This is a genomic window from Pseudomonas sp. 58 R 3 (genome assembly GCF_900006605.1).
Classification (GTDB): Bacteria; Pseudomonadota; Gammaproteobacteria; order Pseudomonadales; family Pseudomonadaceae; genus Aquipseudomonas; species Aquipseudomonas salomonii.
Map to the genome: position 1 here is coordinate 11,980 of NZ_CVTT01000088.1, position 26,856 is coordinate 38,835.

Here is a 26,856-nt window from a genome sequence, read left to right on the forward strand (position 1 = left end):
GCGGATAGTTCGTCCCACTGACAGGACAATAGGTTGACCATGCAAGACCTCAACGACCTCTACTATTTCGCCAAAGTCGTCGAAGCCAGCGGCTTTGCGGCGGCCGGCCGGCTGCTGGGGATTCCCAAGTCACGGCTGTCACGACGCATTGCCGAACTGGAAGAACGCCTCGGCGCGCGCCTGTTGCAGCGCACCACGCGGCAATTGACCCTCACCGCCGTCGGCGAGCGCTACCTGCGCCATTGCCAGGCGATGCTGCTGGAGGCGGAAATGGCCGACGAGGCCGTGGCCAGCATGTCCAGCGAACCGCGCGGGCGCCTGCGGGTGAGTTGCCCGGTGGGCATGGCCCAACACATGTTGCCGGGGATGGTTGCCGGCTTTCTCGCCGCTCACCCACTGGTGCAGCTTGAGATGATGTTGGTCAACCGACGCGTCGACCTGGTGGCTGAAGGCATCGACGTGGCCCTGCGCGTGCGCGAACTGGGCGATGAAGACCCGTTGCTGGTGACCAAGCGCCTGCGCCAGGCCCAGACCGTGTTGGTGGCCAGCCCACAGTTCCTGCAAGGCAAGCAAATCAAGACCCCGGACGATCTCAAGCAATTGCCGGTACTCGCTGCGCTTGAGGCTGACCGCCTGGTGCACTTGCGGTTGATCGACCCGCAGGGCAATACCGAAAACTTATCCATGGAAGCGCGCCTGGGCATCGATGACTTTATCGTGCGCAAAGCCTGCGCCTTGCAGGGCCTGGGCTTTACCCTGCTGCCGATGATGTATTGCGAAGAAGAATTGGCCAGCGGCCAATTGGTGCAGTTGCTGCCCCAATGGTCCTCGCCGGGCGGCTGGCTGCAGGCGGTCTACCCGCATCGCCGTGGTGTTTTACCGGCGATTCGGGCCTGGATCGACTATCTGGAAGAAGCCTTCAAGGGTTGCGGAGACCGTTTGCTATGAAGATGAGCGAAGCACAAGTCGCGGCGTTCTGCCTGGGCCTGCCCGGCGCACGTGAAGACTACAAATGGGGCGGCGTGCGCGTGTTCTCGATTGCCGGCAACAAGATGTTCGCCGTGCAGAACCTGCGCGCAGACTCGCTGGCGTTCAAGGTCGACAAGGAACTGTTCCTCGGCCACGTGGACCGCCCCGGCATTCACCCGGCGCCCTACCTGGCGCGGGCGCAGTGGGTGATCATGAACACGCCCTACCCGCTCGGCGCCGAGGAACTGCGTGGCCTGTTGCAGCGCTCGCACCAATTGGTGGTGAGCAAACTGCCCAAGCGCACGCAGGTTGGCTTGTTGCTAGAGGACTGACAGCAGCGTGCCGCCGAGGAACAACTGGTCGAGCCAGAACACCTCGTGCAGCACCACAATCACCCAGAACAGCACCTGATACGGCACCTTGCGCGTCTTGTGGCGAAACACCTGTTGGGCAATCAACGCCCCGGGCCAACCACCGGCCAGTTCCACGGCATGCAGGATATTTTCGCGCACGCGCGGGCCTTCGGTTTGGGCCTTGCGTTTGTCGCCCCAGTACAGGAAAAACGCCACCACGCTGACCACGCCATAGGCGGCCAGCGGAATCAGCGTTTCGCCGCGATACCACAGCAGCGCCGAGCCGATCAGTGGCGCGGCGCACAGCAACACAAAAATCAGCGCCTTCAGGCGCGGGTATTGAATGCTCATGGCTTGACCGCCGTCCAGTCGATCCAGCCGAATTGCCAGGTGGCCAGGATCACCAGGCCGAACGCGATCCGATACCAGGCAAACGCCGCGTAACTGTGGCTGGCGATGAACTTGAGCAACGCCTTGACCGCAATCATCGCGAAGATGAACGAGGTGACAAAGCCGATGGCAAACACCGGCAAGTCATCGGGCTGGAACAGGTGACGGTATTTGTAGCCCGAATACACCGCCGCGCCGACCATGGTCGGCATGGCCAGGAAGAACGAGAACTCGGTGGCGGTTTTACGCGACAGGCCGAACAACAGGCCGCCGATAATGGTCGCGCCCGAGCGCGAAGTGCCCGGAATCATGGCCAGGCACTGGGCCACGCCGACCTTGAGCGCGTCTTTCCAGGTGATCTCATCCACCGTTTCAGCGTGCACCGCATGTTGGCGACGCTCGGCCCACAGCATGATCACCCCGCCCACTACCAACGCGGTGGCCACCGTGATCGGGTTAAACAGGTAATGCTTGATCAGGTCGGCAAAAATCACCCCCAGCACCACCGCCGGCAGCACCGCAATGATCAGGTTGACGGTAAAGCGCTGGGCCTTGGGCTGGGTCGGCAAGCCCATCACCACGTCGAGGATCTTGCGCCGAAACGCCCAGACCACCGCGAGGATCGCGCCCAGTTGGATAATGATGTTGAACGCTTCAAAGCGTTCGCCGCCGAAGCCGATCAGGTCGGCGACGATGATCTGGTGCCCGGTGCTGGAGATCGGCAGGAACTCGGTCAGCCCCTCCACCACGCCAAGAATCAATGCCTGTATGGCGGTCCAAAAATCCATGTATCCCCCAAAGGTCATGCGCTGCGGCACGCCTTGTCTGTCTTTTTAATGTTCACTGACCACGTGCAATCGTGATGCGCTGCGGATTTTCACCAGCCGAGCGCAAAAATTTCGTGAAAAATCAGGGAGTACTCAGGTTTTTCGGTTACAGGCCGAAAGCCTATCAGACAAGATGGAATTGTCGATGCAGCACACAATTATAAAAAGCACGGAGTGACAGGACGATGAACAGTTTGCGCAGCATGTCGATCAGCCGCCGTCTTTGGCTGATCCTGATAGTCGCCGTGTTGATGCTGCTGACCCTCGGGTTGCTGATGCTCAAGCAGATCCATGGCGACCTCTACCAGGCAAAACGCCAGCAGACCCAGCACGTGGTGCAAACCGCCAGCGGCGTGCTGGCTTACTATCAAAACCTTGAAAAAACCGGCGTACTGACCCGCGAGGCCGCGCAACAGCAAGCCCTCAGCGCAGTCCGCGGCCTGCGCTACGACCACGATGATTACTTCTGGATCAACGACCTGACGCCCGTGATGATCATGCACGCGGCCAACCCCAAGCTCGACGGCCAGAACCTCTCGGCCATCCGCGACCCGGACGGTTTTGCGGTGTTCAATGAATTTGTGCTCCTGGCCAAGGCCAAGGGCGCGGGGATCGTCAACTATCGCTGGCCCAAACCGGGCGCCGACGCGCCGGTGGAGAAAACCTCGTACATCCAACTGTTCGAGCCGTGGGGCTGGATTATCGGTTCCGGCGTGTATGTGGATGATGTGCAGGCTGAATTCAACGGCCAGGTTTGGAAAGCCTCGCTGATCGGCCTGGGCATTGCGCTGGTGATGGCGCTGCTGGTGATCCTGATCGCGCGCAGCATCGTGCACCCATTGCAGGCGGCAGTGAACGCCATGGGCAATATTGCCAGCGGCGAAAGCGACCTGACCCGCACCCTCGACACCCACGGGCGCGACGAGGTCACTCAACTGTCGCTGCACTTCAATAGCTTCACCGCCAAGCTGCGCCAGGTGGTCGGCCAATTGCAGGCGTGTGCCAACGCGCTGGGCCAGTCGTCCACGGAGCTGGGCACCAATGCCAGCCAGGCCCACGACCGCAGCCAGCAACAGTCCCAGCAGATGGAGCTGGTGGCCACGGCGATCAATGAAGTGACCTATGGCGTGCAGGACGTGGCAAAAAACGCCGAGCATGCCGCCAGCGAAATGCGCGACGCCCAGGCCCAGGCGCAGCAGGGCCAGGTGAATATCGACGGCAGCCTGCAACAGATCGACCAGCTCTCCAGCACCATCAGCCAGGCCGTGGAGGTGATCCGCACGCTCTCCAGTGAAAGCACCCAGATTGGTGGCGTGCTGGAAGTGATCCGTTCAATTGCCGACCAGACCAACTTGCTCGCGCTCAACGCCGCCATCGAGGCGGCGCGTGCCGGTGAGCAGGGTCGTGGGTTTGCCGTGGTCGCCGATGAAGTGCGGCTGCTGGCCCAGCGCACGCAAAAATCCACGGCCGAAATCCAGGTGATGATCGAGCGCCTGCAAGGTCATTCGGAAGCGGCGGTTAAAGTGATCAGCGACAGCCACAGCGCCTCGCAACTAACCATTGAGCAAGCGGGACAGGCAGGGGCGAGCCTCACCGCCATCGGCCAGGCATTGCGCAACCTCAACGGGCTGAATGCCTCGATTGCCAGCGCGACCTTGCAACAGGCGCATGTGGTGGAGGACATCAACCAGAACGTCACCCAGGCGGCAGGCTTGTCCCACAGCACGGCCCTGGCGGCAGAGCAATCCAGCGTGGCGAGTGCGCATTTGCGCGGGTTGAGTGAGCAGCTTGAGGGGTTGTTGCGCCAGTTCAAGATCTAGTACTCATGATCGTTCCCACGCTCCGCGTGGCAACGCCGCCACGGACGCTCTGCGTCCAGGCCTGACGCGGAGCGTCAGGGGATGCATTCCCACGCAGAGCGTGGGAACGAGCATTCCTACGACCCACCATCTTGGTTACAATCACCGCCCTCACCCACTCTCCCAAGGAACCACCATGTCCGGGCTTGAACTGTTCGCCGCCGCCCTGGGGGTGATCGCTGTCTGGCTGACGGTCAAACAAAACCCTTGGTGCTGGCCCATCGGCCTGGTGATGGTGCTGCTCTACACCTGGGTGTTCTTCGACGTAAAACTCTACTCCGACATGCTCCTGCAAGTGGTCTACGCCGGCCTGCAACTCTATGGCTGGTGGCAATGGACCCGCGCAGGTGAGGTCAAGCAGGGCCGCCAGGTCACAAGCCTGGGCTGGCCCGCGATCATGGTCAGCCTCGCCGTCGGCGCCGTGTTCAGCGCGCTGCTCGGCGCCGCCATGGCCCACTGGACCGATGCCGCGCAACCCTGGCTGGATGCCGCCCTCACCGGTTTCAGCCTGGTGGCGCAAATGTGGATGGCGCAAAAACGCGTGCAATGCTGGGCGCTGTGGATCGCCGTGGACGTGATCTTTGTCGGCCTGTTTCTCTACAAAGGCCTGTACCTCACCGCCGCGCTGTATGCACTGTTCACCGTGATCGCCGTGCAGGGCTGGCGTGAATGGCGCGCCGACCCGGCGTTGCACGCATGAAAGTGGTGGTACTGGCCGGCCCCGAATCCAGCGGCAAAAGCTGGCTGGCCACGCAACTGCACGCCCGCTTCGGTGGGCTGATGGTGGGTGAATACGTGCGCTATTTCATCGACCATCACCAGCGCGACACCACCCTGGCGGACATCCCGGCCATCGCCCGTGGCCAACTGGCCTGGGAAGACGCCGCCCGCGCCGCGCAGCCTCACCTGCTGATCCTCGACACGAACCTGCTGACCAACAAGCTCTGGAGCCAGACCCTGTTCGGTGACTACCCGGCGTGGCTGGATGACGAGCTGCTGGCCCGCCATTACGACCTGCACCTGCTGCTGTCCCCCGAGGACGTGGAATGGAGCGCCGACGGCCAGCGCTGCCAGCCTGAACTGGCCGATCGCCGGGTGTTTTTCCAAGGCAGCCTGGACTGGATCGAACAGCACCAACAACCCGCCCTGGTGATACGTGGCGACTGGGAAGCACGCCGCGCCACAGCCCTTGAGGCGGTCGAGCAACTGCTTGCCCAGCCGCGTCAAGGGCAATGTCTAACGCCTCAGTAGCCCAAGGACAAACCGGTGTTACGACGCGGGTCGTTCGCCCCGTAGAAACGGTTGTTGCCCACCGGCTTGCCGCCCAGCGAAGGCGCGCCCACCAGGATCGCCGCCAAGTGGTTGGCATCCTGGGGACCGGCAAACTTATGGCCCCAGCTTTCCAGAATCTTCTGGGTGTCCGGGCTCACCGCGAAGGTTTCCAGGTTGGTGGTCTCAGGCATCCACTGCTGGTGGAAACGCGGCGCGTCCACGGCTTCCTGGATGTTCATTTTGTAGTCGATGACATTAAGGATGGTCAGCAACGTCGCGGTGATAATCCGGCTGCCGCCCGGTGTACCGACCACCATCACTGCCTTGCCATCCTTGGTGACGATGGTCGGGCTCATTGATGACAACGGCGCCTTGCCCGGTGCGATAGCGTTGGCTTCGCCCTGCACCAGCCCGTACATGTTCGGCACGCCGACCTTGACGGTGAAGTCGTCCATTTCATCGTTGAGGATCACCCCGGTTTTGCTCGCCATCACGCCGGCACCGAACCAGTCGTTGAGCGTGTAGGTCACGGACACCGCGTTGCCCCACTTGTCGACGATGGAATAGTGGGTGGTGTTGTTGCCTTCATGGGGCGACACACCTGGCTTGATCGCCTGGGAATCCCCGGCTTTCTGCGGTTCGATGGCGGCGCGCAGCTTGGCGGCGTAGTCCTTGTCCAACAGGTGCGCGATGGGGTTCTTGACGAAATCCGGGTCGCCCAGGTAGCTGTTGCGGTCCACGTAGGCGTGACGCATGGCTTCGATCTGGTAGTGCAGGCCCTGGGCCGAGTGATAACCCAGGTCGGCCATCGGGTAGCCTTCGAGGATGTTCATGATCTGGCAGATCACCACGCCGCCGGAGCTTGGCGGTGGCGCCGAGACCACGTGGTAGCCACGGTAGTCGCACTCGATGGGCGCCAGCTCGCGGGTCTTGTACTTGTCGAGGTCGGCCTGGGTGATGATGCCCTTGCCGGCCTGGCTGGAGTCCACCAGCGCCTTGGCGACCCAGCCTTTATAGAAGCCGTCGGTGCCCTTGGCGGAGATTTCCTTGAGGGTCTTGGCCAGGTCTTTCTGCACCAGCTTCTGGCCGACCTGCATCGGCTGGCCGTTGTGCAGGAAGATCCCGCGCAGGTCCTTGTCTTTTTCAAACTCGCCGGTGGCGGTGTGCAGCAGGTCGATATCGCCCTGCTCCAGTTCAAAGCCGTTTTCGGCCAGTTTGATCGCCGGGGCAATCACCTGGGCGCGCTTGAGGGTGCCGTATTTGTTCAGCGCGGTTTCCATGCCGGACACGGTGCCGGGTACGCCGACGGCCAAGTGGCCCTTGGCGCTGAGGCCGTCGATGACCTTGCCGTCTTTGTCCAGGTACATGTCGGCGGTGGCTGCCAACGGGGCTTTTTCACGGAAGTCGAGGAAGGTCTTGCGCCCATCTGCCAGTTGCACGGTCATAAAGCCGCCGCCGCCGAGGTTGCCCGCTGCCGGGTACACCACGGCCAGCGCATAGCCCACGGCAACCGCCGCATCCACCGCGTTGCCGCCGGCCTTGAGCACCTCCACGCCGACATGAGTGGCCAAATGCTGGGCGGTCACCACCATGCCATTTTCACCGGCCACCGGGGCCTGTGACGCGGCTTGCACACCGCTGACCGTCAGCACCAGCGCAGTGGCAATCAGGGTACGGCTGAAGGGTTGGTATTTCATCCATGGCTACTCTATTTATTGAGGTGCACCAAAATAGCCCGACTCGAATCCAATCCCCAGCGCAATGGCGTTTTTATTACAGAACTTGTCGGTCATAGAACGGGCTCGAAAAAGCCCATGCTATATTTCGCGCCCAGACTGGCGGCAAGGCGCTTTGTGATGGCGATCAAAAAGACCGGGATTCGGGCGCAACAGGCCGACCAGACACGTGCGCGCATCTTGCAGGCGGCGGTCAAGGTGTTCACCCGCGACGGCTATTCCGGTGGGCGCGTCGACACCATTTCCAAGGCCGCGGACTCCAACGACCGCATGCTTTATTACTATTTCGGCAGCAAGGAACACTTGTTCGTCTGTGTGCTGGAACAGGTCTACGAACAGTTCAATAAAGCCGAAAGCACGCTCAAGCTGGACCTGGGCGACCCCGTGCAAGCCTTGCGTGAACTGGTGGCCTTTATCTGGAGCTACTACGTCAAGCACCCCGAGTTCGTGGCGATCCTGAGCATCGAGAACCTGCACCAGGGCAAACATGCCCGGCAGTCGGGTGAGATGCGCAGGCTGTCGGGCGAAGCGGTTGGCGTGTTACGCCCGATCATCGAAGCCGGCCAGACCCAGGGTGTGTTTCGCCAGGACATCGACCTCAAACACGTGTATTTGATGATTGCCTCGCTGTGCTACTTCTATAACTCCAACCGCCACACCCTCAGTTCATTCCTCGGTGAAGATTTGGCGGACAAGGGACAGCAGCAGGATTGGCTGGGGTTTATCAGTGACTTGGTGCTGCGGGGTGTAACGCCGATTTCCCGGTAGAAACCGGTTCATCCTGTGGGAGCGGGCTTGCTCGCGAATGCGGTGGGCCAGTGACAGATAAATTGACTGACCCACCGCATTCGCGAGCAAGCCAGCTCCCACAGTTTTAACCGCGTCCTGTCAGTGAGTGCCAGGGTTGGCGCGCAGGTGCGCGACCTTTTGTTCCAGGCCCTTCCACTGCGGCGCATTGGGTGCAAAGCGCGTGCGCAGGTAGGCCACCAGATCCGCTACCTGGTTATTCGACAGGCTGTCCTTGAACCCCGGCATATACCCCAGGTCCTGGGTCGCCGGGTTACTGATGCCTTGCAAAATCACCTGGATCAAATTATCCGGCTGATCGCTGAACACGTTGGTATTGCTCGCCAATGACGGGCTCACCCCAAACAGCTTCGGCCCCAGGCCATCGGCGTGACAGGCCTTGCACGAACCTTCGAATACACGTCGGCCATTGGGGTTCGCAACAGTCGCAACCTGGACCTGCGCCTCGGCAGTTGCCTCGCCCTTGAGCGACGCCAGGTACACCGCCATCGCACGAATATCGGCCTTGGGCAGCTTTGACAACTCACTCACCACCGGCCCCATCGGGCCTGCCGCCACGCCGTGGGCATCGGAGTAGCCAGTGCTCAGGTAAGTAAATAATTGATCTTCGGTCCACGGCGTCGGTGCCTTGGACAGGCCCGTCAACGCCGGTGCCTCCCAGCCATCGACCACGCCCCCGGCAAGGAAGGATTTGCCGCCCTTCTGCGCCCCCATCAGGTTGCGCGGCGAGTGGCACGCGGCGCAGTGCCCCAGGCCATTGACAAGGTAATTGCCGCGATTCCACTGCGCGCTGCGCTCAGGCTGTGGGGTGATTTCACCCCGCCGCAGGTTCAGTGCATTCCAGCCCGCCATTAACGGCCGGATATTGAACGGAAAGCGCATGGCATTCGGCGTCGGCGCCTGGCTCACCGGCGCCTGGGACATCAGGTAGGCATACAGCGCCTGCATGTCCGCCTCATTGATATTGCGAAACGCGGTATAGGGAAACGCCGGGTACAGGTTGCGCCCATCGCGGCCAATGCCGTCACGCATCGCCCGCTCGAATGCCGGGTACGACCAGGCGCCGATGCCGGTTTTCACGTCTGGGGTGATATTGCTGCTGTACAGCGTGCCGAACGGCGTTTGCATGGCCAGGCCGCCGGCATTCGCGGCGCCACCCGGCGCGGTATGGCACACCGCGCAATCGCCCACCGCCGCCAGCAAGCGCCCGCGTTCGAGGGTAGCCTTGGACCAGGTGCCCGCGCCGGGCGGCGCGATCGGTGCGATTTCGTTGTGAAACGGCCAGGCCGTCGCCATCAGCGCCCCCAAGGTGGCAAACAACGCACCGAACCACCACTTCCTGCGTTTTTCCGGCGACTTGGCAGGCTCACCAAGGGTGCCGGCGTTCAGCGCCGCCAACACCCGCTCGGGCGTTATCGGCAACTCGCGAAAACGAATACCGGTGGCGTCATAGATCGCATTGGCAATCGCCGCCGCACTCGGCACCGAGGCCGACTCACCGGCGCCCATGGGCGGCTGGTCCTGGCGCGGCATCATCAGCACGTCGATCTGCGGCACTTCGGGGAAGGTCAGGATCGGGTAGCCGCCCCACTCCTTGCTCGCCACCGTCGACTCTTCAAAGGTCACCCGCTCCTTGAGCACACGGCTGGTGGACTGGATCACATTGCCGTGGATCTGATGCTGCACGCCCGCCGGGTTGATCATCATCCCCGAGTCATGGCCGATCACCACCCGCGTCACCGACACATCGCCGGTGTGTTTGTCGATCGCCACGTCCGCCACCCATGCCGCCCACGCCGCGCCGAAGCCGGGGAACTTGCTGTGGATATAGCGCGCATAGGCAAAGCCGCGACCGCGCAACAGGTGGTCATCGCTGGCGGTTTGCATCGGCGCCGTGCGCGGCGCCCAATTGGCCCGTTCGGCGGTGGATTTGACCAGGTCGATGGCGCGCTCGTCCTTGAGGTAGCGCAGGCGGTATTCCACCGGGTCGACGCCCGCAGCGAAGGCCAACTCATCGATATAGGATTCGTGCGCAAAGGTGTTGGGCAACGCCGATACGCCGCGCATCCACGAGGCGCGCACGATGGGCGCCATGTCGTTGATGGTCACGCGCATATTGTCGATGGCGTAGGGCGGGATCGAGGTGCGGTCGCCCATCTCGAACATCGCCGCCACCGGCTCCACGCGGCCAGTGAGCAACAGCGCCAGGGTCGGCGCGCCGTTGGACGGGTAGCTGGTTTCAAAATCATAGGCGGCAATGCTGCCGTCGGCGTTGAGCCCGCCGTCCACGTCCATCAACTGCGCGGTGCCCTTGGGTTCCCACAGGTGTTCCTGTTCGCGGGTCAGTTGCACCCGCACCGGCTTGCCCACGGCGCGCGACAACAGCAACGCATCGGCGCACACATCGTCCGCGCAGTTACGCCCGTAACAGCCGGCGGCTTCCATGCGGATCACGTCGATCAGCGCTTCGTCGCATTCCAGCAACCACGCAAGGTCGGCGCGCAGCAGGTGCGGGTTCTGGCTGCCCGACCACACGCGGCTGCCGGTTGCTTGATAGTCCGCCACGCCACACGAAGGCCCGATCGAGCCATGCATCTGGTACGGCCACAAATAGCTGCGCGGCATGCGCTGGCTGGCGCCCGCCAGGGCTTCGTCGACATTGCCCTGGTCGAGCACCGTGCGGCGTACCCGTGGGTTGTCGCGGATGGCTTGCTCGACATCGCTCATGTCCGGCAAAGCGTTGCGCCAAGGCTTCCAGTGCACCTGGAGTGCGTGGGCGGCCTTGATCGCCTGTTCTTCGCGCAACGCCACCACACCGACAAAATCGCGAATCACCACCACCGCGACAATGCCGGGGATATGCGCGATGGACGCCTCATCCACACTCAGCAGGCTGTTGCCGACAAAATCGCCGCAGTCGAGCCCGGCATACGGTGGGCGGACCACGCGGCCATGGAGCATGTCCGGCACACGCATGTCGTGCACATAGGTCAGCTCGCCGGTGGCCTTGCCGGGGATATCCACGCGCGCGGCGTCCTTGCCGACCAGGCGGTAATCTTCGACAGGTTTTAACGGCGCGTCACCACTGATGCGCAACTGGTCATGCTGGCCGCTGACCAACTCGCCGTAGGTGGTGGTGCGCCCGTCGGCGGCATGCACAACCCCGGCTTCAACCTTGAGGCTGCCGGTGCTCACGCCCCAGCGCCCCGCTGCGCGCGCGAGCAAAAAGCGCCGTGCTTCGGCAGCCGCGTTACGCAGCGGGACCGCCGAAATCTGCAAGGTCGCACTGGCGATGGTGGCGCCCTGGTTGGGCGCGCGCTCGGTATCGCCCAGCACCATCTTGACCTGCTGCAGGTTCAGGTCCAACTCCTCGGCCACAATCTGCGCCAGCGAGGTGCGAATGCCGGTGCCCAGGTCCACATGGCCGTTGAAGGCATACACCAGGCCGTCATCGTTTACCGCTATGAACAATCCCAGTTCCTTCGGTTTAACGGTGGGTGTGCCGCCCTTGGCCACCGGGCCTGAAGGTGGCAGCACATCATCGACAATCAATAACACGCCAGCCTTGGCCAGCCATTGCTCACGGGACATAACCGTCATGGTCGGCCCTCCACGCTAATAAGGCGCGCGGCACGCAGCACGGCGCGCAGGATTTCGATATGGGTGCCGCAACGGCACAGGTTCCCCGACAGCTCATTGCGCACCTGGGCTTCGCTGGGGTTGGGGTTGCGGTCGAGCAACGCCTTGGCGGTCATGATCATGCCGTTGAGGCAATAGCCGCACTGCGCCGCCTGCTCATCGATAAAGGCTTGCTGCACCGGGTGCGGCGCCTGGCGAGTGCCGAGGCCTTCGAGGGTGACAATCTCGCGCCCGGTTGCACCCGCCAGTGGAAACACGCACGACCGCGCCGCCACGCCATCAATGATCACGGTGCAGGCACCGCACTCGCCCAGGCCGCAGCCGTACTTGGGGCCGTTGAGTTGCAGGTCATTGCGCAGCACCAGCAGCAGCGGCGTATCCGCCATGGCACTGACTTCGCGGGTGTGGCCGTTGACCTTGAGACCAACGGTGATGGGTGGACTGATCATTCGCTTCGCCTGTATCAGTTGATGAAGCAACCACTACACGAAACAGTCAAAAAAAAGCGTCGCGGATGTGGGGCCTCGCGACACACTTGACACGTGAAGTGACTACTACATGAACTCAGAGCAAAAACGATGCCAGCGCCGTTTTATTCCTGCGGGTCGTCGATCATCTTGCGCAGCAGGAACAGCACCGCCACCCGCTCTGCGGGGTTGAGGTTGCTCATGGTCAGCTCGCTGATCTGCGCGGCGCGCGGCGCGGTTTGCGTGACCAGTTCGGCGCCGGCTGGCGACAGGTCGACCACCACTTTGCGTTTGTCCTGGGGATCCGGCTCCAGGGTAATCAGCGCCTTGCTCTTGAGCCGCTCGACGATACCGCGAATGGTCGCCTGGTCGACGGCCGTGGCCTTGACCAGCTCGGTGAGGGAACTTGCACCCTGATCGCGCAGCGCACACAGGGTGACGAACTGCACGGCGGTGAGCTGCGAGTCGCCGACATTCTGCTGAAAGATCGCCAAGTGGCGCTGGTAGGCCTTGCGCAGCAGATGGCCAACTTGTTCAGAGAAAACGTAGGAATCAGGCACGGCGTGGCTCGGTGGGTGATTGGCGATGGTGGGCATGATGGCGGGGATGTGCGAATCACTCAAGGATCTAGCTGAAGAAACACATTCACATTGTGGGAGCGGGCTTGCTCGCGAATGCGTCTATTCAGTCAACATCTTCGGTGACTGACACACCGCATTCGCGAGCAAGCCCGCTCCCACATTTGGCTCTTTAGTGTGCCAGGGAGGCTGATGGTGCAACGACATCGCCGCCGATCACCACCGCCTCATCATCCAGGTACACATCACAATTTCGCAGTGGAATATCCATATGGCACGGCGTCTTGCGCGTGCCGCCCACTTCGGTATTCGGCCCGGTGGAGAACAGGAAGTTGCCGTAGAACGCCCGTGCATCCATGCACATGCCGTCGTTTTTGTCGTGCAGGCCCATGGCCGTCCACTGCGCCTTGGGCTGCAAGCCCCAGCCGATATGGGAGATGCCGTACACCTCCGGGTCATTGAAATACTTCATGTAATCGCGCAGGTACTCGGCCTCGAAACCACCGTGGATTTCAGTGATAAATCCCTTCTCGATCTCCAGGGTGATCTTCTCGCGGGTGTAGGTCTTGAACGGCAGCAGGATGTCGCCGATATCCAGCACCAGCACGCCCTCGGCGGTTTCTTCGTTGGGCCACGAAAACAGGAAACCACTCGGCCAATGGTCCCAGCGCCCAGGCTCATCGGCAAACCCGTACTCGGTGACCGACGGGTATTGGCCCAGTGCGGCGCGAAAATCACTGCCGGCGCGGGATTTGACGTGGATCGAGCGGGCCTTTTTCAGCAACTGCTCGGCCGCCAGCACACGCACCTTGTCGGCTTCGGTGGGCAACATGCGCGCCAGCACTTCCGGCGGTTCCACGGCCAGCAGGATGCGCGTGCCGGTCTTGAGGATCTGCTCCTGCTCCGGCGAGTGCAGCAGCATCATGGTGTCGACGATCAGGTCGGCGGCCTCCAACGCGCGCTGGGCGGCGATATTGCCGGTGAGCGCGGTGTCGCCGCAATAGGCGGTCATGTCGTTGCCCATGGCCTTGGGATGGTTGAACGACGGCAATTCCACCGCATACACCTTGGCCCCCAGGCGCTGCGCCGCGTCCATCGCAGCACGCACGGTGCGCGGGTCGGAGTAATGGCTCTTGAGCACGGCGACGCTCTGGGTCGGGTCAACCTTCGACAGTTTCAACACGTGCTCAAACATCTGGGTGAGTTCGCAATCGCTTACCGGCATTTTCCTGTCTCCTGTGGGGCTGCACCAAGTTCAAGCATCACGCTTCACTCCGGTGCATTTTTATAGTGTGTACACCAATTAAAAACGATAAGACCCGAATTTAAGACGAACTGCAAGTGGTGCACCAAAACGTTACCAATCCACACAAACCCTACAGATAAAGGCCAAAAACCGTTACAGAGGATAAATACGGTCAAACAATAAAATTTTAAATGCAGGCTTCCCATTTCAAAAAATGAGCGTATACACTTTAAAAACCTTGCGGACAGATGCCGCCAAAATCAAAAAGAGAGAGGTTTACGCCCCATGGGAAGCACACAGAAAATCGCCATCGTCGGTGCCGGCCTGGGCGGCGCGGCGGCGGCCACCCTGCTGCAGCAAGCCGGTTTCGACGTCGATATCTACGAACAGGCGCCGGAGTTTTCCCGCTTGGGTGCAGGCATCCACATGGGGCCCAACATCATGAAAATCTTCCGCCGCATGGGCATCGAAAAACAGCTGGACCTGATGGGCTCGCACCCCGAGCACTGGTTCAGCCGTTGCGGCGAAAGCGGTGACTACCTCTCGCGCATCCCACTCACCGGCTATGGCGCCTCCTACATCACCGTGCACCGTGGCGACTTGCACGCATTGCAAATGTCGACCCTCAAACCCGGCACCCTGCACTTCAACAAGCGTCTGGAAAGCCTCGAAGAAACCGATACCCAAGTGCGCCTGACCTTCGCCGACGGCGAAGTGACCTACGCCGACATCGTGATCGGCGCCGACGGCATCAACTCCAGGATCCGCGAAGAGCTGCTCGGCGTGGAAAAACCGTTGTACAGCGGCTGGGTCGCGCACCGTGCGCTGATCCGTGGCGACCAGTTGGCCAAGTACGACTTGAAGTTCGAAGACTGCATCAAGTGGTGGACCGAGGACCGCCACATGATGGTCTACTACACCACCGGCAAGCGCGACGAGTACTACTACGTGACCGGCGTGCCCCATGCCGAATGGGACTTCCAGGGCGCGTTCGTGGACAGCAGCCGCGAAGAGATGTTCGACGCGTTCAAGGGCTACCACCCCACCGTGCAGGCGCTGATCGAGTCCACCGAAAGCGTGACCAAATGGCCGCTGCGCAACCGTAACCCGTTGCCGCTGTGGAGCCGTGGCCGCCTGGTGTTGCTGGGCGACGCCTGCCACCCGATGAAACCGCACATGGCCCAGGGCGCCGGCATGGCCATCGAAGACGCGGCCATGCTCACCCGCTGCCTGCAGGAAACCGGCATCAGCGACTACCGCACGGCGTTCCAGCTCTACGAAGCCAACCGCAAGGAACGCGCGTCCCGCGTACAAGCGGTGTCCAACGCCAACACCTGGCTGCGCACCCAGGAAGACCCGGCCTGGGTCTACGGTTATGACCTGTACGCCCAGGAGCTGAAATCGGGGGTGGCCGCGTGAGTACCTTTCTATTCGGCGCCCATGTGCAAGCCAATGGCATTCGCCAGCACTACCTGCGCTACGGCGGCAAAGGCCCGGCGCTGATTTTGATCCCAGGCATCACCAGCCCGGCGATTACCTGGGGTTTTGTGGCTGAGCGCCTTGGCGCCCGGTTCGACACTTACGTGCTGGATGTGCGCGGGCGCGGTTTGTCGTCCACCGGGCCGCAATTGGACTACAGCGCAGACACCTGCGCCGAGGACATCGGCGCGTTTGCCGATGCGCTTGGGCTCGATAGCTACGACCTGGTCGGCCACTCCATGGGCGCGCGGTTTGCCGCGCACAGCGCGGTCATGCACCCCCAGGGCGTCAACCGCGTGGTGCTGATCGACCCGCCTGTGTCCGGCCCCGGCCGGCGTGAATACCCCAGCAAGCTGCCATGGTACGTCGACTCGATCCGCCAATCGCTGGTCGGCATGGACGCTGATGCGATGCGCGCCTTCTGCGCCACCTGGACCGTCGAGCAACTGCAGCTGCGCGCCGAGTGGCTGCACACCTGTTATGAGCCGGCCATCGTGCGTGCCTTCAACGACTTCCACACGGTCGACTTCCACCAGCACCTGCCCAAGCTCAAGGCCCCTGCCCTGTTGATGGTGGCCGGGCGCGGCGGCGTGATCCTCGACGAAGACATCGCCGAAATCCAGAACCTGCAGCCCGCGCTCCAGGTCGCCCACGTGCCGAACGCCGGGCACATGATTCCGTGGGATGACCTTGAGGGCTTTTTTGCCGCCCTCGACGGCTTCCTCACACAACAATAAGGACGCCACCCATGCTTAAGCCTTACCGCATCGGCCAGATCGTGCCGAGCTCCAACACCACCATGGAAACCGAGATCCCGGCGATGCTTAATGCGCGCCAGGCAATCCGCCCCGAACGCTTTACCTTTCACTCCAGCCGCATGCGCATGAAGCAGGTGCGCAAGGAAGAACTGGCGGCCATGGACGGCGAGTCCGACCGTTGTGCCATCGAGCTGTCCGACGCCAAGGTCGACGTGCTGGGTTATGCGTGCCTGGTGGCAATCATGGCCATGGGTCTGGGTTATCACCGCAATTCCGAACAGCGCTTGCGTAAAGCCACCGCAGACAACGATGCCAACGCGCCGGTGATCACCAGCGCCGGCGCCTTGATCGAAGGCTTGAAAGTGATGGGCGCCAAGCGCATCGCCATCGTCGCGCCGTACATGAAGCCGCTGACCGAGCTGGTGGTGAACTACATCCGCGAAGAAGGCTTTGACGTGGTGGACTGGCGCGCCCTGGAGATCCCCGACAACCTCGAAGTGGCGCGCCACGACCCGGCCAACTTGCCGGCGATCGTCGCCGGCATGAACCTGGAAGGCGTGGACGTGATCGTGCTTTCGGCCTGCGTGCAGATGCAGTCGCTGCCGGTGGTGGCCAAGGTTGAAGCGCAAACCGGCAAACCGGTGCTCACCGCCGCCATCGCCACCACTTACGCGATGCTCAAGGCCTTGGACCTGGAGCCTGTCGTGCCCGGCGCCGGCGCCTTGCTGTCCGGCGCTTACTGAGGAGTTTTACGATGAGCGAACAATCCGCCGACGCCAACTACCAGGGCGTCTGGGGCAATCGCATCGGCTTCGGCAAAAAATCCGCGCTGCTGATGATCGACTTTATGCAGGGCTACACCACCGAAGGCGCGCCGTTGTATGCCCCTGAAGTGGTGGTGGCCGTGGCTGAAAGCGTCGAGCTGCTGGCCACTGCTCGCCAGCACGGGATTACGGTGGTGCACACCAATATCCGCTACCATCCCGGCCATTTCGCCGATGGCGGTATCTGGGTCAAGAAAGCCCCGGTGATGAAAGACATGGTCGAGGGCAACCCGCTCGCCGCGTTCTGTATCGAGGTGTTGCCCCAGGCAAATGAAGTGGTGATCACCAAGCAGTACGCCAGCGCCTTCTTCGGCAGCAGCCTGGCCCCGATGCTGCACGCCCAAGGCATCGACACCGTGGTGCTGGCCGGCTGTTCCACCAGCGGCTGCATCCGCGCCACCGCCGTGGATGCGGTACAGCATGGGTTTCGCACCATCGTCGTACGCGAATGCGTCGGCGACCGACACCCGGCGCCCCATGCAGCCAATCTGTTCGACATCGACAGTAAGTATGGCGATGTGGTGAGCAAGCAGGAGGCGATGAGCAAGTTCAAGGAGTAATAAGGATTCAACAGGAACCACGACAAAGAGCGTGGTCCGGAAAAACTGAGCGCCCCACCTTGGAATGCAATTGAATGTGGGAGCGGGCTTTCTCGCGAAGGCAATGTGTCAGTCATAGAGATGACACCTGATACACCGCTTTCGCGAGCAAGCCCGCTCCCACACTTGATCACCTCCAACAGGGACACCTCAATCTTCTGTCACTGCCTTTGGACGTCGCTTCTACAGCACTCCAAAGTGCTGGAAAAAAGCGGCTGTATAAAAACCATAAGTCACCGCCAGGAGACACCCACAATGCCCATTGCGAATGCAGCACCCGCGACTACGGTCGCCGAACCCGTTACCACGCTCTACCACAAGATCACCTGGAAGCTGATTCCGTTCCTGTGTTTCTGCTACCTGGCCGCCTACCTGGACCGTATCAACATCGGCTTCGCCAAGTTGCAGATGCTCGACCAGCTGCACTTCAGCGAAACCGCGTTCGGCCTGGGAGCCGGCTTGTTTTTCGTCGGCTATATCATCTTTGAAGTGCCCAGCAACCTGGTACTTGAACGGGTCGGCGCGAAGATCTGGATCGCACGCATCATGATCACCTGGGGCCTGCTCTCGGCCTGCACCATGCTGGTTACTTCCACCACCCAGTTCTACATCCTGCGCTTTCTGCTCGGCGCCGCCGAAGCGGGCTTTTTGCCGGGCGTTTTGTATTACCTGACCACCTGGTTCCCGACGCACCGACGCGGGCGCATCATCGCGCTGTTCATGATCGGCCTGCCGTTGTCCAGCGTCATCGGCGGCCCGCTGTCAGGCTGGATCATGGGCCACTTCGACAACCTGGGCGGCCTGCGTGGCTGGCAGTGGCTGTTCCTGATCGAGGCGGTGCCCAGCGTCCTGCTCGGCGTGCTGACCTTCTGGGCATTGCCCAATTCCTTTCAGCAGGCCAAATGGCTGTCGGACGAAGAAAAAGCCTTGCTGGAAAGCGAACTGCGCAAGGACGACGCCGACGCCACCGGCAGCAAGCACAGCTTCCGTGACGGTTTCTTCAACCTCAAGGTGTGGATGCTCGGCGGCATCGACTTTTCGATCCTGCTCAGCGCCTACGCCATGGGGTTCTGGATGCCGACCTTCATCCGCAACGCCGGGGTGACCGACACCTTCCACATCGGCGTGCTGACTGCATTGCCCAGCGTTGCGGCGCTGCTGGGCATGCTGCTGATCGGCGCCAGCTCCGACAAACACCGCGAACGCCGCTGGCACATCATCGTGCCGTTCTTCATCGGCGCAGCGGCGATGGCCACCAGTACGTTCTTTACCCACAGTGTGGTTGCCACCGTGTTGCTGTTCGCCATCGCGTCAGCCGCCATCATCGGCGCCGTGCCGGTGTTTTTCAGCCTGCCGGCAACCTTCCTCAAAGGCACCGCAGCGGCCACCGGCTTTGCCCTGGCCTGTTCGCTGGCGAATATCGCAGGCCTGGTCAGCAACTCGTTGATGGGGGTTGCGATCGACGTCACCGGCAGCAGTGCGGGTGCCTTGTGGTTTTTCGCCGGCTGCCTGATTCTCAGCAGCTTCCTGGTCATCGCCTTGCCGGCGAAACTGGTGAACCGTTAATAACAACAATGTTTTGCGGATGAATCATCCTGCCTACGAAGCAGTAGCAGAAGCAGAAATTCCGGGATGGCTATGTCAACCTGGTGACGCTGCCAACACCCGTAAAACCCTGACGGTTTGAAGCAGAACATGATCTAAATGTGGGAGCGGCGGTGCGACGATTCGCGAGCAAGCCCGCTCCCACCTTTTACGGGTGACATGCCTGCAGTATCTGCCGAAGCTTCACCGCCAGCTCAGTGGCCTGTTCCGCCGTCGCCACATTGGTAAAGCCCATCAACACACCCTGTGCACCTCCCGGCTCAAGGGTCCAAGACGACAAGGCGTTAACCGCCAACCCCGCCTCATTGGCGGCCTTGGCAACCACACGATCCGGCACGGGCACCCGCAACCGCGCCAACAGGTTAATCCCCCCGGCCTGTTCATCCACGCGTAAAAAATCCGCGCAATGCAGTTGCAACGCCACCACCAAAAAGCCCCTTCGCAACGCATACAACTGACGCATCTTTTTCAAGTGCCGGGTGAAGTGGCCCTGCTCGAGAAAATCCGCCGCCGTCAACTGCAACAACTGCGCACCGCGCTGCTGCAAGGCCTCGGCGCTGCGCCCGAACACCTCCACCAAGGCCGCCGGCACCACCAGATAGCCCAAGCGCAAGCCCGGAAACAGCATCTTGCTGAAGCTCCCGGCATGGATCACCCGGTCGTGCACGTCCTGGCTCTTGAGCGCCGCCAATGGCTGGCCCTGGTAGCGAAACTCACTGTCGTAATCATCCTCCAGCACCCAACTGCCCTGCGCTTGCGCCCAGGCCAGCAACGCCTGGCGCCGCGCCAGGCTCAACGCCACACCCAGCGGGCTCTGGTGGGCCGGCGTGACAATCGCCAATCGCGCCTGCGGCTCACGCTGAATGCCCTGCGCCACATCCAGGCCATCACGGTCGACCGGTACCGGCACCAGCTCAACCCCTTGATGGAGCAACAACTGCCGCGCATGCACATACCCCGGGTCTTCGTACCAGCAGCGCTGCCCGGCCATCTGCAGCGCGTCGCACATCAGGGTCAGGGAGCCGGCATACCCCGAACAGATAAATACCTGTTGGGGGGTGCATTCCACGCCCCGGTACAGCGCGAGATAACTGGCAATCGCGACGCGCAACGCCTGGGCGCCGCGCACGTCGCCCATGGCCAGGCTGTCGGCGTCGGTGCGGCGTACCTGCTGGGTGACCAGCCGCGCCCAGAGCTTGCGCGGGAAGGCATCCAGCGCCGGCTGGCCCATTTGCAAGGCTGGCGGCGCCGATGTCGGCGGCGGTGCGGCAGGCTGGGGCTTCATCGCCACCTGCGGCAATGTCCGCGCAATCACAGTGCCCGCCTGCCCACGCGCCTCGAAAAAACCCTCGCTGACCAGCAATTGGTAAGCCGCCTCCACGGTCCCACGGGCGATCTTGAGTTCCAGCGCCAGGCTGCGCACCGACGGCACCCGATCACCGGGGCCGAGTTGGCCCTGGTCGATGGCCAGGCGGAAGCGCCGGTAGATTTCCTGATATTTGGGCAATGACGACATCACAAGGAGGCTCGGCAGGACGACAAGGTGGAGTCTGATCATGTCCCAACCCACTTGTCCAATCATGCCCCTGTCGAGCGACCCGGCCACCACCGAAAATGGCGCATCTCTTAACGCAACCCGAGGATCACCCATGAAACACCGTCTCGATTACGGCCACGCCGCCCCTGTTGGTTACAAGGCCCTGGGCGCCGTGCACAGCTATGTGCATGGCTGTGGCCTGGAGAAAGAACTGATTGAACTGGTGTACCTGCGGGTTTCGCAGCTCAATGGCTGCGCCTATTGCCTGGACTCCCATTCCCGCGACCTGCTCAAGCAAGGCGTAAGCCTGGAAAAGATCATGCTGCTGGCCGCCTGGCATGAAGCCTTGCCGTTGTTCACGGTGCGTGAACAAGCCGCCCTGGCCTGGGCCGAAGTGGTCACCCAGGTGGCGCAAACCCACGTGCCGGACGCCGATTACGCCGCCGTGGCCACGGTGTTCAACGACAAGGAAGTCGCCGACCTGACCCTGGCCATTTCCTTGATGAACGCCTTGAACCGCGTGGCCATCAGTTTTCGTAAGGCACCGGAGGCGATCAAGGCCCACCTGGTGAACCTCAATGACCAATGAGCACGTCGAGTTCGCCCTCATGGAAACCGAGGCCGACTGCGTTGCAAGCTTTGCCGTGATGCAGCAACTGCGCCCGCACCTGACCGACGCCGCCCGTTTCGCCGCCCAGGTTCAGCGCCAGCGCCAGCACGGCTATCACCTGCTGGCCGCGCGTGAACACGGCAAGGTCATTGGCCTGGCCGGCTATCGCCTGACGGAAAACACCCTGTACGGTGAGTTTATCTACGTCGATGACCTGGTGGTGGACGCCACCTTGCAGCGCCGTCGCCTGGGCGAGCAGTTGCTCGACCGGGTCCGCGCAGAAACCCGCGCCCGCGGTTATCGTTACCTGGTGCTGGACACCGGCCTGCATATGGCCCTGGCCCAGCGTTTCTACTTTCGCCAAGGCCTGCTGCCGCGAGGCATGCACTTTTCCCAGGACCTGAGCCAATGACCCGCGCCCTGCTCCTCAGTTTCAGCCCCCACGGCAAGGCCGCGCAGACCTTCAAGCTGGCCCGTGCCCTGCTCAACGACCTGGTGCCTGGCGCCGACGTCATCGAGCGCGACTACGGCAGCCAGGCGCTGGCGCCGCTGAGCCGGGAATACGCGAACGCACTCACCACCCCGGGCGGTTTGAGTGGCAGCGCCACGGCGTTGTCGGAACAGTTGATCGTCGAACTGGAAGCCTGCGACCTGTTGATCATCTGCACGCCGGTGCACAACTTCACCGTGCCGGCGGCGCTTAAGGTCTGGATCGACCATGTGGTGCGCATCCATCGCAGCTTTACCATCAATGCGCAGTTTGAAAAGGTCGGCCTGCTTGAGGATCGACGCACCTTTGTGCTGGTCAGCAGCGGCAATGCGCGCAAGGGTCATGAGCCGGACTTTCTCACGCCCTATATGACCACCATCCTGTCTACGGTGGGTATCCATTCGGTGGACTTCGTTTACCTGGGCGCCATGGTGCGCGGCGAAGAAGCGGTGGCCCGCGCCGTGGAACAGGCACACCGGCAGCTGTACGAAGCGATCCGCCCCAGCTGAATGCGGGGCACGCTTGAGTGCGCAGCTCGACTGGCCCCTCCATGGGCCAGTCAGCGTTCGTCATGCCTTGGGGGTATCGACTTTCAAACGGTTTACCTGCACGACCCGGTCATCCGAACCCGCCTTGCGTGGGGCATTGATCGTTATCATTACGCCATCATTGGTGAGGAAAGTGGGCTTGGCCTTATCCTCCGTCCCGCCCATGGGGTAGGCATTCTTGATAAACAACGTCCGGTATTCCCCAGGCTCGTCGCCCTTGAGCGTGGCCACCAGGTCACCCTCACGCGTAACGCCCCAATCGAAAACCTGCGAGGCGCTGTAGTCCAGTTTGATAACACTTTCGACCGGATCATTGATGGTCACAGCCTGATAACCCTTGTTGATTTCGTAGGTATTAAACCCACCCTGGCCGACAATGTCGGCGCCACCATTGATAACAATCACGTTGGCGCCTTTGCCCGTCAGCACCACGTCCTTTTTGCCGTTCAACGTCAGGTGATTGTCTTGATCATTCCCCTGGATATAACTTTCTCCATTTTCAACCGTGACGGCATTGGAGAAAGCATGGAAATACGCAATTGGCGTGACACCATTGGTTTTGGAGTCCTGGGCGTTGACCGAAACCGCACCGGTTTTAAAGTCGATGACGTGCCCTAAATAGGCCGCTGTTTTCGACTCGCCATCGACGCTGTAAGTGGTACGCAGCTCACCCGAAAAGCTCAGCGTATTGGTGCCCTCGCCGCCCCAGAGTTCTGAGGCCTTTGGGCTGAACCCGTTTTTCTCGGTGTCCTGCACCTGCCGCATTTGCTCGAGTGTCTGGCGTGCATCGGCATTGAAGTTAAAGGTATCGTCGGCGTCTCCGCCGGTGATCAGCTTTTTGCCGCCCTCGAAAGAAAAATAATTGTGTTTTTTCCTTGAGCCCGCCACCACGTCATCTCCGTCACCCAACACCCAGAACGTGCCTCTTCCACCGCCCGGTACACCTTCGACAGGCTTGATCGACATGCCATCCCAGGAGTCTTCAGGTGCGGTAATGCGATCATTACCGCCGCGCAAGTGCGCGGCCGGGACTTTGCCATCCACTTTAATCAGGTTCAGCAGCAAACTCGGAATGTTCCACCAGAGTGCGGGAGTCAGCGGAACCTTCCCCGGGACCTGTGTGACCTCGACCTTGGTGTCGCCATACACAACACGTTCATAAAGATCCTTGCCTGGCCCTTCCAGAAACGCCTTGTAGAGAGCCCGGATGTTGTCATCGTGTTCATGGGAGTATTTCGCTTGCAAGTAGGGCTTCATCACATCAAACCCCGGTGCAAAGCCCAGGAATGACTTCAAGCCAAGCGTAAACTTCTGGTTGCCTGTCAACGGTGTGTATTTATCAATGTCTTGCACAGTACGCACGGCTGAATAAATTGACTGTGCAACCATCAAGCCCGCTGCTACCACCAGCCCAGCCGGCCCGGCGCTGCTGGCTCCGGCGAGAAACGCTGCCCCCAGGGCGATCGACGTAGCGGCATTGGCAACGGCGAATGCACCATTGACATAGTGATCCTGAGCTTCTTTATCGGTGCTACGCCCCGCTTTTTTAAACGAATCGACAGCCGTGTAAATATCAAACGGCATACTGATAACTAAACCGGCCCCTCCTGCCACTTTACCGATCATCTTGCCCACGGAGGACGATTGAAAACTGAGTATCGTCGGTGCGGCCCGGTTGACTACCTTCTGCGCCACTTTATTGAGCCCCGTCTCCACGCCAATTCCGACGTAGTCAGCCCCTACAGCGCCCAGCCCTATGGCGCCCGCCGTGGTGTCACCACGTTGAATGCTCTCAATGGAACTGCGCAACCCTTGAAAGGTACTGAAGGCCCGAAAACCCAGGCCTCCCGAGTCAGTCGCGCCTGTTTTACCGGGTGTGCCCGCAGAAAAAAAGTCCGCGGGAAGCGGTTTATTGCTGCGCCGCATATCGCGGATGGCGGCAGCATGCCGCGACATGTCATTAACGGATTGTTGCAGCGCCTCCGGGATAGTGCCGCCGTCCCGCCTGCTCAGCAGCGGTACAGTGGATTCACGCAGGGAGGCGATCTCAGCAAGCACATTACTTGCACGCTCGCTGACAGCATCCGACCCGGATTTGATAAATGCTTCCAGACGCAGATAGTCAATGTCCATCGCGCCGACCATCTTTCTGCCGTCTGGATCATCGGGCATCTGCGTCTCGATCGGCGCGCCATTGAGGTTTACGCCCATTTTGTAAAGCTCGACGCGGCTGACCTCGATTTCACCGAACTTAATGGGCGGCTGGCTGGCATCAAGCTTTTTCAGGCGTTCCATTACCGCTGGGTCAATCGCGGGTACCGTCTTTGGCGGTGTGACTGCAGTGACCGTCGGCGATGCTTGCGCGGGTGTTTTGGGCGGCGTCACTGCCTGGCCCGGTGGCGTAGCGATCGGAGCCGAGGGGCTGGTTACTGTAGGAAACAGTTTGTCGTGCGCTGCCTTGGTCTGTGGGTTGAGCTTGCCTTCATAGAGACGCGACGTATAAGTCTCTTCCAAGAAATCCCGTGGGCTTTTACCTGCACGCTGACTGTCTTGAGGGCCGGCCTCGCGAAATGGTTCCTTGCTGGCGATCACTTCCAGGAACCCTTTGGCATCGGCTTTGTAATAGCCAAGCATACCGAGCTTGCCGGCGATCAACGCGGCTTGCTTCTTGGTGACGGAGTCAAGGCCTTCGACCCCAGCCCGATAGCCAACGCGATCGGCGACGGTAGTGTCCGCCGAAGCGGCAGGCGCGAAAAAGTCGTCGCCGATAATCAACGTGGGCGGATTGCTGAACAGCAGCTTCGTTTGCGGATGATCGCCCGGTTTGGCAATAACCACGTCGATGTCACCGGCCACCGCCAAGGCTTTTTTCGGGGTTTTGGACTGAATGCGTTGCAGCGCTGCGTCCACCGCCTTGGCTACCTGCTCAGACCTGACGGGGTCACTGCCGGCTGGGCTGACGATATCAAACGTCGTCCCTCGAACAACCTCGGTACGCGAATTGAATGGCGTGCCGATTTGTTTGTTGGCCAGAGAGGATCGCTGTTGCTCTATACGCTCGAAGGCATAGGGATATCCAACAGGCGCAGCGGCCGCCTTGATGGCGTTGATCAAACTGTGCTCGAGCTCCCTCATGGGCGACAACAGTGGGGAGTCCGGGTATTTCCCGATATAGTCCTGAACGGACTTTAATGTCTCTTTCGCATGATCAAATTGTGACATCCCCTGGCAATCATGCAGCTTGCCCAAGCCTTGCGTAATTTTCTCATAGTCCGCCGCCCCCTGTGCGGCCGGGGCCGGCGCCTGTTTACCGAATGCCTCTTTGGTTGGCACACGCGTGGCGTCGATCACCTTAACGTTATCAAGGCCGTTCAAGGGCGCGTCGAACATGAAACGTATAGCGTTATTGTCGCTGGAAACCTCAGGCACATGGTCAGGTTTGAACACACTGATCAGATATTCGGGTTTAGCGCTGTCTTTGTTATACGGCTGATGTAAATGTTTCAATTCGGAGCTGGTAAATATCCTTTTCAAGCCTTTTTCAAACGCTTCCTTAGAAGAAAACGTCGTAAACCCGATATTCGGGTCATTGTAATAGTAGGTTCGAGCGCCTGTAGCGTCGACGATAACCCCTGCCGTCAGGCGATGCTCGTCAGCGCTGATCAACAGGGTTGTGGTCTCAGTCGCGGTGTAAAGTCGCGGCGCAATCTGTGTATAGGCTTGAACCTTTCTGGTCGCCGGGTCATGCGCAACGCTACGATCATCAACCTTGCCATGCACCTCGGCCAGCTTGCGAAAAAACACTTGGGATTCGGGATCATCCGGATGCGCCAGCGCCTGGTAAACATTGCTCAAAAACGTATCCTGCTTGCCCTCTGCCACGGCCAACGACAAAAGATGGCAAAACCCCGAACATTGCCCGTCCGATAACTTATTGATTAAAGACAGGTAATAACCCTGTGGCAGGGGCGTGACCTTCACCCCGTTGTCCGTGATCACCTTGGTAAATATTCTCGCATCGTCATGCGGGCCACTGATCAGGCGTTGCTCAACCCTGTATCGCAGTGCTCCCAGTTGCTGCGGGCTCAATGGCTGATTCAGTGCCAACCGCATCAGCGCCAAGTCGCTCATTTTTGCTGAATACCCCGGCAGCGTGACGGCCGAGGGAGTGTCATAGCCTTGTTTAAAATCGGCATGCCCTGGCCCCACAGCGGCGTCGCTCATCTTGCTGACAAAATGCTCAAGCACTTTGTTATCCGGTAG

The 26,856-nt window shown here is 61.1% G+C and carries 23 protein-coding genes; 14 read left to right on the plus strand and 9 right to left on the minus strand.

Annotated features, from left to right (window positions below):
- The first annotated feature begins 39 nt into the window (after nt 1-39).
- Nucleotides 40-948, plus strand: a complete 909-nt coding sequence (locus tag BFP92_RS29600; RefSeq protein ID WP_065911679.1) for a LysR substrate-binding domain-containing protein — start codon at nt 40-42, stop codon at nt 946-948.
- Nucleotides 945-1,301, plus strand: coding sequence for an MmcQ/YjbR family DNA-binding protein (locus BFP92_RS29605; RefSeq protein ID WP_065911681.1), 357 nt, complete (start codon nt 945-947; stop codon nt 1,299-1,301). Before BFP92_RS29600 ends, BFP92_RS29605 begins: the two co-directional genes overlap by 4 nt.
- Here the strand turns inward: BFP92_RS29605 and BFP92_RS29610 are convergent.
- Both BFP92_RS29610 and BFP92_RS29615 read right to left on the minus strand, forming a co-directional pair.
- Complete coding sequence (locus BFP92_RS29610) at nt 1,290-1,673, minus strand: DUF1294 domain-containing protein (RefSeq protein ID WP_065911685.1); 384 nt, start codon at nt 1,671-1,673, stop codon at nt 1,290-1,292. The two genes, BFP92_RS29605 and BFP92_RS29610, sit on opposite strands and share 12 nt — an antisense overlap.
- Nucleotides 1,670-2,500, minus strand: a complete 831-nt coding sequence (locus BFP92_RS29615; protein ID WP_058419678.1) for an undecaprenyl-diphosphate phosphatase — start codon at nt 2,498-2,500, stop codon at nt 1,670-1,672. The genes BFP92_RS29610 and BFP92_RS29615 overlap by 4 nt, the downstream gene beginning before the upstream one ends.
- 224 nt (nt 2,501-2,724) lie before the next feature.
- Between BFP92_RS29615 and BFP92_RS29620 the strand changes: the two genes are divergently transcribed.
- From BFP92_RS29620 to BFP92_RS29630, 3 genes are all read left to right on the plus strand, one after another.
- Nucleotides 2,725-4,359 carry a methyl-accepting chemotaxis protein gene (locus BFP92_RS29620; RefSeq protein ID WP_065911686.1) on the plus strand — a complete coding sequence of 545 codons (1,635 nt, stop codon included), beginning with the start codon at nt 2,725-2,727 and terminating at the stop codon, nt 4,357-4,359.
- Between the two features lie 175 nt (nt 4,360-4,534).
- On the plus strand, nt 4,535-5,098 hold the full coding sequence (gene pnuC / locus BFP92_RS29625; protein WP_056859884.1) for a nicotinamide riboside transporter PnuC: 564 nt from the start codon (nt 4,535-4,537) through the stop codon (nt 5,096-5,098).
- A complete protein-coding gene (locus tag BFP92_RS29630) occupies nt 5,095-5,649 on the plus strand; it encodes an AAA family ATPase (protein ID WP_065911688.1) in 555 nt (184 codons plus the stop codon). The genes pnuC and BFP92_RS29630 overlap by 4 nt, the downstream gene beginning before the upstream one ends.
- Here the strand turns inward: BFP92_RS29630 and ggt are convergent.
- Entirely contained in the window at nt 5,643-7,367 is a 1,725-nt protein-coding gene (gene ggt, locus BFP92_RS29635; RefSeq protein ID WP_065911690.1) for a gamma-glutamyltransferase, read from the minus strand. The two genes, BFP92_RS29630 and ggt, sit on opposite strands and share 7 nt — an antisense overlap.
- Before the next feature lie 159 nt (nt 7,368-7,526).
- Here ggt and BFP92_RS29640 point away from each other — a divergent pair, with 159 nt between their 5' ends.
- A complete protein-coding gene (locus BFP92_RS29640) occupies nt 7,527-8,174 on the plus strand; it encodes a TetR/AcrR family transcriptional regulator (RefSeq protein ID WP_065911692.1) in 648 nt (215 codons plus the stop codon).
- 120 nt (nt 8,175-8,294) lie between these two features.
- Here the strand turns inward: BFP92_RS29640 and BFP92_RS29645 are convergent, their stop codons facing one another.
- From BFP92_RS29645 to BFP92_RS29660, 4 genes are all read right to left on the minus strand, one after another.
- Nucleotides 8,295-11,813, minus strand: coding sequence for a molybdopterin cofactor-binding domain-containing protein (locus tag BFP92_RS29645; RefSeq protein WP_065911694.1), 3,519 nt, complete (start codon nt 11,811-11,813; stop codon nt 8,295-8,297).
- Complete coding sequence (locus tag BFP92_RS29650) at nt 11,810-12,301, minus strand: (2Fe-2S)-binding protein (RefSeq protein ID WP_065911696.1); 492 nt, start codon at nt 12,299-12,301, stop codon at nt 11,810-11,812. The genes BFP92_RS29645 and BFP92_RS29650 overlap by 4 nt, the downstream gene beginning before the upstream one ends.
- A gap of 143 nt (nt 12,302-12,444) precedes the next feature.
- Nucleotides 12,445-12,879 (minus strand): MarR family winged helix-turn-helix transcriptional regulator, encoded by a 435-nt coding sequence (locus BFP92_RS29655; RefSeq protein WP_083221688.1) that lies wholly within the window; start codon nt 12,877-12,879, stop codon nt 12,445-12,447.
- Nucleotides 12,880-13,069: 190 nt separating this feature from the next.
- The gene (locus BFP92_RS29660; RefSeq protein ID WP_065911698.1) at nt 13,070-14,122 is read right to left on the minus strand and encodes a 2,5-dihydroxypyridine 5,6-dioxygenase; all 1,053 of its coding nucleotides are present in this window, start codon (nt 14,120-14,122) and stop codon (nt 13,070-13,072) included.
- A gap of 306 nt (nt 14,123-14,428) precedes the next feature.
- On the opposite strand from BFP92_RS29660, the gene BFP92_RS29665 reads away from it, so the two are divergent.
- The 5 genes from BFP92_RS29665 to BFP92_RS29685 all read left to right on the plus strand — a co-directional run bounded on the left by BFP92_RS29665 (nt 14,429) and on the right by BFP92_RS29685 (nt 19,369).
- Complete coding sequence (locus BFP92_RS29665; RefSeq protein ID WP_065911699.1) at nt 14,429-15,562, plus strand: FAD-dependent monooxygenase; 1,134 nt, start codon at nt 14,429-14,431, stop codon at nt 15,560-15,562.
- The gene (locus BFP92_RS29670; protein ID WP_065911700.1) at nt 15,559-16,359 is read left to right on the plus strand and encodes an alpha/beta fold hydrolase; all 801 of its coding nucleotides are present in this window, start codon (nt 15,559-15,561) and stop codon (nt 16,357-16,359) included. Before BFP92_RS29665 ends, BFP92_RS29670 begins: the two co-directional genes overlap by 4 nt.
- Nucleotides 16,360-16,370: 11 nt before the next feature.
- On the plus strand, nt 16,371-17,123 hold the full coding sequence (locus BFP92_RS29675; RefSeq protein ID WP_058419668.1) for a maleate cis-trans isomerase family protein: 753 nt from the start codon (nt 16,371-16,373) through the stop codon (nt 17,121-17,123).
- An 11-nt stretch (nt 17,124-17,134) separates the two neighbouring features.
- A complete protein-coding gene (locus BFP92_RS29680; protein WP_065911701.1) occupies nt 17,135-17,764 on the plus strand; it encodes an N-carbamoylsarcosine amidohydrolase in 630 nt (209 codons plus the stop codon).
- A 294-nt stretch (nt 17,765-18,058) separates the two neighbouring features.
- Entirely contained in the window at nt 18,059-19,369 is a 1,311-nt protein-coding gene (locus tag BFP92_RS29685; protein ID WP_065911703.1) for an MFS transporter, read from the plus strand.
- Nucleotides 19,370-19,556: 187 nt separating this feature from the next.
- Here the strand turns inward: BFP92_RS29685 and BFP92_RS29690 are convergent, their stop codons facing one another.
- Nucleotides 19,557-20,924 (minus strand): MocR-like pyridoxine biosynthesis transcription factor PdxR, encoded by a 1,368-nt coding sequence (locus BFP92_RS29690; protein ID WP_065911725.1) that lies wholly within the window; start codon nt 20,922-20,924, stop codon nt 19,557-19,559.
- 133 nt (nt 20,925-21,057) lie between these two features.
- On the opposite strand from BFP92_RS29690, the gene BFP92_RS29695 reads away from it, so the two are divergent.
- Genes BFP92_RS29695 through BFP92_RS29705 form a run of 3 tightly spaced genes read left to right on the plus strand, consistent with a single transcriptional unit; the run spans nt 21,058 to nt 22,554 of the window.
- The gene (locus tag BFP92_RS29695; protein WP_065911705.1) at nt 21,058-21,534 is read left to right on the plus strand and encodes a carboxymuconolactone decarboxylase family protein; all 477 of its coding nucleotides are present in this window, start codon (nt 21,058-21,060) and stop codon (nt 21,532-21,534) included.
- Nucleotides 21,524-21,967: a GNAT family N-acetyltransferase gene (locus BFP92_RS29700; protein WP_065911707.1), complete on the plus strand. Its 444-nt coding sequence runs from the start codon at nt 21,524-21,526 to the stop codon at nt 21,965-21,967. Before BFP92_RS29695 ends, BFP92_RS29700 begins: the two co-directional genes overlap by 11 nt.
- The gene (locus BFP92_RS29705; protein WP_065911709.1) at nt 21,964-22,554 is read left to right on the plus strand and encodes an FMN-dependent NADH-azoreductase; all 591 of its coding nucleotides are present in this window, start codon (nt 21,964-21,966) and stop codon (nt 22,552-22,554) included. Before BFP92_RS29700 ends, BFP92_RS29705 begins: the two co-directional genes overlap by 4 nt.
- A 60-nt stretch (nt 22,555-22,614) precedes the next feature.
- Here BFP92_RS29705 and BFP92_RS29710 read toward each other — a convergent pair whose 3' ends face one another.
- A complete protein-coding gene (locus BFP92_RS29710; RefSeq protein WP_239694234.1) occupies nt 22,615-26,841 on the minus strand; it encodes a hypothetical protein in 4,227 nt (1,408 codons plus the stop codon).
- Nucleotides 26,842-26,856 lie beyond the last annotated feature (15 nt).